The sequence below is a fragment of the Salinivibrio sp. IB282 genome (assembly GCF_001995685.1).
Taxonomy (GTDB): domain Bacteria; phylum Pseudomonadota; class Gammaproteobacteria; order Enterobacterales; family Vibrionaceae; genus Salinivibrio; species Salinivibrio kushneri.
This window is the reverse complement of sequence record NZ_MUET01000103.1, coordinates 1-6153: the sequence shown is the minus strand read 5'-3', so window position 1 is coordinate 6153 and position 6153 is coordinate 1. Positions and strand designations below refer to the sequence as shown.

Here is a 6153-nt window from a genome sequence, read left to right as displayed (position 1 = left end):
GGTATACATAAAATTCGGCTTGCGATATCTCGAGAGAAAGATGATACTTTATTGTCTTTTTCTGCTAGTCCTAGTTTATCTAGAGAAGGATAGAAATACCGCCGCGCCAGCACACCACTTTCTTTTAAATTAGCAGCCACATTGACGGCCTGGTTTTCACTTTCAAAAACTACAGGGAAGTAGGCATAGTTATACGCTAGTTCTTCGTGCAGCTTTTGTATTTGCAATACTTTTGGTATTGACTGCTTATAGAATTGCCATACATTTTTTCGAGCTGTTAGATTGTCTTCCATCTCATCCAGCACGCACAACCCCATTGCGGCCTGAAACTCATTCATTTTGGCATTAATACCCAACTCTTCAATTGTTTCAGGCCCAGTAATACCAAAATTAATCATCTTTTTAGCCCGCTCAAGATCTTCCTTGCGTTTGAAGATGATCGCTCCCCCTTCGCCTGTGTGAAACAGTTTGGTCGCGTGGAAACTTAACGTCGCAGCGTCTCCATATTTTAACAAGCTATCGCCATTATATTTCACTCCAAAAGCGTGAGACGCGTCATAGATAACTTTTAACTGATGCTTTTGAGCTATCTTATCGATCGCCTCGACGTCACAAGCATTACCAAATACATGCACGGGGACAATGGCGCGTGTTTTTGGTGTAATCTCTGCCTCTATATTTTCGGGATCTAAACACCAAGTTTCTGGGTCAATATCGGCAAATATTGGCTGCACGCCTTCCCACTTCAGTGAACTCGCGGTCGCGATGAAGCTAAATGGCGACGTAATCGCTTCTATTTGTTCACCGGCATTACTTTCGCTTACCCCCAACGCCCGATAAGCGATTTGTAAAGCTAACGTGCCGTTAGAAACCAATAACAGGTTTTCAACGTCTAGATAATCTTCCAAACGCTGTGTGAGATCTTGAACCAAAGGGCCATTATTGGTCAGCCAGTTTCGCTCATAGATACCGTCGATATAGCGTTTTAATTTATCTCGGTCGGGGAGATAGGGCTTGGTGACAGGGATCATTACGCATCTTCCATAAGGTTTTGAAGGTATTCGCCGTAGCTATTTTTCGCCAGTTGATTAGCTTGCCGTTGTAACTGTGATAAAGATAACCACTCTTGATTAAAGGCGATTTCCTCTAGACAGGCGACTTTATACCCTTGACGTTTCTCAATCGTTTCAACAAACTGTGCAGCTTCTAGTAAGCTTTCATGGGTGCCTGTATCAAGCCACGCATAGCCACGACCCAGTAATTCCACATTGAGTTTTTTGCGCTTTAGGTACATCTCATTCAGGCAAGTGATCTCTAACTCACCTCGGTCTGAGGGCTGCACCTCTTTCGCTAGCTTAATCGCATCATTATCGTAAAAATATAAGCCCGTAACAGCAAAATTGCTCTTAGGTTCACTTGGTTTTTCTTCAATCGAAAGCGCGCGTTTATTGTCATCAAACTCGACGACACCAAAACGCTCAGGATCTTTCACCTGATAACCGAACACAGTCGCGCCTTTTCCGCTTTCTGCATTAGCGACCGCCTGCTGCAGCTTAGGCCGAAACCCTTGCCCCCAGAAAATATTATCACCCAACACCAAACAGACTGACTCGTCACCAATAAATTCTTCACCGATGATGAGGGCTTGCGCAAGGCCGTCTGGCGATTCCTGCACTGCGTATTCAAGCTGAACACCAAATTGACTACCATCACCCAATAATCGCTGAAAACTGGCTTGATCTTCTGGGGTAGTGATAATCAAAATCTCACGAATGCCCGCTAGCATTAACACGGATAGCGGATAATAGATCATCGGCTTGTCGTAGATCGGTAACAGCTGCTTAGACACACCCATTGTGATGGGGTAAAGGCGAGTGCCAGAGCCGCCGGCGAGAATAATACCTTTCATAAAAAATAGGTCCTAGGTTCTAGGTCCTAGGAAAACGCTAGGGCATAGAACTAGAGATTTGAAAAAACTAGTAGACTAGTTGACGCCTAAACGTTCGCCTTGATAGCTACCATTCTGAACATTTTGACACCAGGTTTGATTGTCTAAATACCATTGAACCGTTTTTTTCAAGCCGGTTTCAAAGGTCTCGACCGGTGTCCAGCCAAGCGCTTTTTTCATTTTACTAGAGTCAATCGCATAACGGCGATCATGCCCGGGACGGTCTTGCACGTAAGTGATTTGCTCAGCATAAGAAGTCGTTTTCGGGACTAATGTGTCTAAAATTGCACAAATCGCTTCGACTACCTCAACGTTTTTCTTTTCATTGTGGCCACCTATGTTGTAGGTTTCACCGACTTCGCCTTCCGTGACGACTTTATATAGCGCTCGAGCATGGTCTTCGACATAGAGCCAATCACGAATTTGGTCGCCTTTACCATAGATAGGTAAGGCTTTACCTGCTAAAGCATTCAGAATAACAAGCGGGATCAGCTTTTCAGGGAAGTGATGGGGACCATAGTTATTGGAACAATTGGTGACTATGGTAGGTAGTCCGTAAGTACGCATCCAAGCACGAACCAAATGATCACTTGAGGCTTTAGACGCTGAATAAGGGCTTGAAGGAGCATAGGGTGTGGTTTCTAAAAACATCGGCAGAGCTGCATTCGCTGCTTCCGCCCCCTGTTTGACATCATCCGGATGTGGGAGATCACCATATACTTCATCGGTGGAGATATGATGGAAACGAAACGCTTGTTTAGCACTGTCATCAAGCTGGTTCCAATACTCGCGAGTCGCTTCTAATAGCGTATAGGTACCCACAATATTGGTTTCGACAAAGGCCGCGGGGCCTTCGATTGAGCGGTCAACGTGCGATTCCGCCGCTAGGTGCATCACCGCATCGGGTTGATGCTCGGCAAAGACGCGATCTAATTCGGCTCGGTTGCAAATATCCACTTGCTCAAACGCGTAGTGATCGCTTTCACAGACCGACGCTAACGATTCAAGGTTACCGGCGTAAGTCAGTTTATCGAGATTCACCACACTATCGTTGGTATTTTGAATAATATGGCGAATAACCGCAGAACCAATAAAGCCTGCACCGCCTGTGACTAGAATCTTCATATTTCTACACACCCCCACTCCGGATAGTGCTTTCGAATATACGTATTCAACGCTTTTTCTGCCTCGGTGTAAGTGCGTATGGTTTGTTCACCATTTTCATTGAGGCTTTTTACCATGCCGGCGCCGACAGTTAGGTTGCTGTGGCGATCAATTAGTACAAAGGCGCCGGTTTTGGGTAAGAACTGATAGCTGTCTAGTGGCGTGCTCTCGGTAAGTGTAAAGTCGGCAAGGCCGATTTCGTTTAACGCGAGGCTTTCGCTATTCGGGGCATGAGTTTCTAGGGTATTCACGTCAATTTTGTGCTGAATGTCAGTGACCTTGCCTGTCGCCATGTGAGTAGCAAATTTCACCCACAAATCTTTGTGGGTGCGCAGCGGCGCTTCATCCATCCACACTACATGCGCGCTAAACTGGTTAGTCACGGTAGGTTCGTGACCGGTGTGCACCAACATATCGCCGCGTGAGATATCTATCTCATCTTCAAGCGCTAAGGTAATAGCGTTATCGGGGTAAGCGCAGTCTAATTCACCGTCGTAGGTGTAAATTGAGGCAACTACCGATTGTTTGCCGGATGGCAACACGGTGACATTGTCGCCAACACGCACGGTGCCCGAGGTTAGGGTACCACAGTAACCCCGGAAGTTAAGGTTAGGCCGGTTAACATATTGCACCGGAAAGCGCATGTGCTCGGTATCTTTGTCTTGTGCGACCTTGACCGTCTCGAGCAGCTTCATCAAGGTGGCGCCGGGGTACCAGTCCATTTGCTCACTAGGGGTCACCACATTGTCGCCTTTCAGCGCCGAAATAGGCACAAAACGAATGTCATCAATTGCAAAGTGTTTCGCCATGTCGCGATAGTCGGCTTTAATTTGCTGATACACGGCTTGGTCGTAATCCACCAAGTCCATTTTATTCACCGCGACAATGATGTGCTTGATACCCAGCAAACTACAAATATAACTGTGGCGTCGGGTCTGGGTTTGAATGCCATGACGGGCATCGACCATGACAATCGCCAGTTCACATGTCGACGCGCCAGTGACCATGTTGCGGGTGTATTGCTCGTGCCCTGGCGTATCAGCAATGATGAACTTGCGTTTGTCGGTCGAAAAGTAGCGATAGGCAACATCAATGGTTATGCCCTGCTCACGCTCGGATTGCAAGCCATCAACCAGCAAGGCCAAATCAAACGCTTCATCGGTGGTATTGAACTTTTGCGAGTCTTTTTCAATCGCCGCCATCTGATCTTCATAAATCAGCTTGCTGTCATACAGCAACCGGCCAATCAGGGTGGATTTACCATCATCGACGCTGCCGCAGGTTAAAAAGCGCAGTAAATCCTTGTTTTCATGCACCTGCAAATAGGCTTCAATATCTTTGGCGATTAAATCTGAAGAGTGTGACATGGGTTATTGCTTCCTGTAATACTGATTCAGCCTGTCGATGAAAGGGGTTAACTCTGACTTGGGTAATTGATTAATCCCAGCCGCGGCTTTGCGGCCACCGCCGGTGGGGAATTGCCCACAAACCTCATCGGCACCATGGCGCTGATTGAGCGGGGCGCGCACGCTGACGGTGTAATCTTGTTCGTTCGGGTTAAGTGTTAATACCGCATGCGCTTTATCGGACGCTTGATTGGCTAACTGGTTGCCGAACACGCCACTGATGCGTMTCGCCCACGCCGCATTCGGTAAACAGTAAATGGTACTTTCTATGGACATATGCTCGGGGGCCATCGCCTGCGCCTTGGCCATATCATCGGCGTACCCGTCTTGCAGTTGATAATACGGCGACGTGCGGTCGGCTTGTAAGGCAAACGGTGAGTCATAAGCCATTAACGCCTGATATAAATCGGCGGGCGCAAAGAGCAAATCGTCGATGCTGGCGCCATAGCCGTTGTAATTAATCAACACACCCAGCTCGTTTAAAAACGCTTGTTGGTCGGCCGCGATACCGTGTTTCTCACATAAGGCATCGGCTGCAGCAACCATATTATCGCCATACGCCGCTGCTATCGCCCAAGCCACATAGCGCTCACCAAGGTGCTGGTTAATTAACAAACTGGTGCAGGTGTTGGCATCGGTATTGATTAACGCGGTGAAGTTATCAGCGACCGGCACTTCCCCAGTACGATGGTGATCGCAATAGAAAACGGGGATATTACGCTTAATCAACGCTTCAAGGGCGATTTTGTTCTTATCCATCGAAATATCAAGCACACAGACACTCGAGGTATCAGTTTGTTGCGCGACTTGATCAAGCAGTTGAATATCGCGTTTAACGCCCGTGACGAGCGTGCTAGCCAGGGGCGCCGCTTTTCGCAACTGCAACAACGCGAGAATGCCGTCGGCATCACCATTAAACACATCGTAATGCATGACTTAGTTGGCTCCTTGAGATGCTCGAATAAACCCGTGAGTGTTGAGGTAGCTCACCACCTGCTGGGCACAGGTTTCAATATCGGCTTGGTCGGTATGCAAATGTATCTCAGGCGCGGCGGGTGGCTCATACGCCGAATCAATACCAGTAAAGTCAGGAATGTCTCCTGCACGTGCTTTTTTATACAAGCCTTTCGGATCGCGGGCTTCACACACGGAAAGTGGCGTATCGACAAACACTTCAATAAAAGCAGCATCGCCAATACGAGCGCGCACTTTTTCTCTATCGGCCCGAAACGGCGAGATAAAAGCGGTGAGCACAATCACCCCGGCATCAACAAATAGGTTAGCCACTTCGCCAATACGACGGATGTTTTCTTCTCGGTCTGCAGCGCTAAAACCTAAGTCCTGGTTGAGGCCATGGCGCATGTTGTCGCCATCCAGCAGATAGCTGTGCGCGCCAGTGGTCAATAATTGATGCTCAACGGCATTGGCAATAGTAGATTTTCCCGAACCACTGAGCCCGGTAAACCACAGCACCACARGGGTTTGTTGTTTTTGTTTCGCCCGCGCTTGTGCGGTCACACTACTGTTATGCCAGGTTATATTGGTAGCTGGCGTCGACGTTGTTGTCATAGCACTCACACAGAATGAAAAGGAAATACAATTGGAATTAATACGGTTACGATCGCGATATACACA

At 47.7% G+C, this 6153-nt stretch carries 6 protein-coding genes; all 6 read right to left on the bottom strand.

Features of this window, described 5'->3' with window-relative positions; all coding sequences use genetic code 11:
• The coding region (locus BZG14_RS14390) for a DegT/DnrJ/EryC1/StrS family aminotransferase (RefSeq protein WP_077609055.1) at nt 1–1031 on the bottom strand (1031 nt) is incomplete at its 3' end.
• Nucleotides 1031–1909 carry a glucose-1-phosphate thymidylyltransferase RfbA gene (rfbA, locus tag BZG14_RS14385; protein WP_077609054.1) on the bottom strand — a complete coding sequence of 293 codons (879 nt, stop codon included), beginning with the start codon at nt 1907–1909 and terminating at the stop codon, nt 1031–1033. The genes rfbA and BZG14_RS14390, both read right to left, overlap by 1 nt.
• 75 nt (nt 1910–1984) lie before the next feature.
• A complete protein-coding gene (rfbB, locus tag BZG14_RS14380) occupies nt 1985–3073 on the bottom strand; it encodes a dTDP-glucose 4,6-dehydratase (RefSeq protein WP_077609053.1) in 1089 nt (362 codons plus the stop codon).
• Nucleotides 3070–4479: a sulfate adenylyltransferase subunit CysN gene (gene cysN / locus BZG14_RS14375; RefSeq protein WP_077609052.1), complete on the bottom strand. Its 1410-nt coding sequence runs from the start codon at nt 4477–4479 to the stop codon at nt 3070–3072. Before cysN ends, rfbB begins: the two co-directional genes overlap by 4 nt.
• A 3-nt stretch (nt 4480–4482) precedes the next feature.
• Entirely contained in the window at nt 4483–5451 is a 969-nt protein-coding gene (locus BZG14_RS14370; RefSeq protein ID WP_077609051.1) for an acetyltransferase, read from the bottom strand.
• Nucleotides 5452–5454: 3 nt separating this feature from the next.
• Nucleotides 5455–6087, bottom strand: a complete 633-nt coding sequence (gene cysC / locus BZG14_RS14365) for an adenylyl-sulfate kinase (RefSeq protein WP_077609050.1) — start codon at nt 6085–6087, stop codon at nt 5455–5457.
• Nucleotides 6088–6153 lie beyond the last annotated feature (66 nt).

Coding starts and splice junctions, on each gene's coding strand:
- rfbB (WP_077609053.1), bottom strand. CDS start 3,073: ATGAAGATTCTAGTCACAGGCGGTGCAGGCTTTATTGGTTCTGCGGTT.
- rfbA (WP_077609054.1), bottom strand. CDS start 1,909: ATGAAAGGTATTATTCTCGCCGGCGGCTCTGGCACTCGCCTTTACCCC.
- cysN (WP_077609052.1), bottom strand. CDS start 4,479: ATGTCACACTCTTCAGATTTAATCGCCAAAGATATTGAAGCCTATTTG.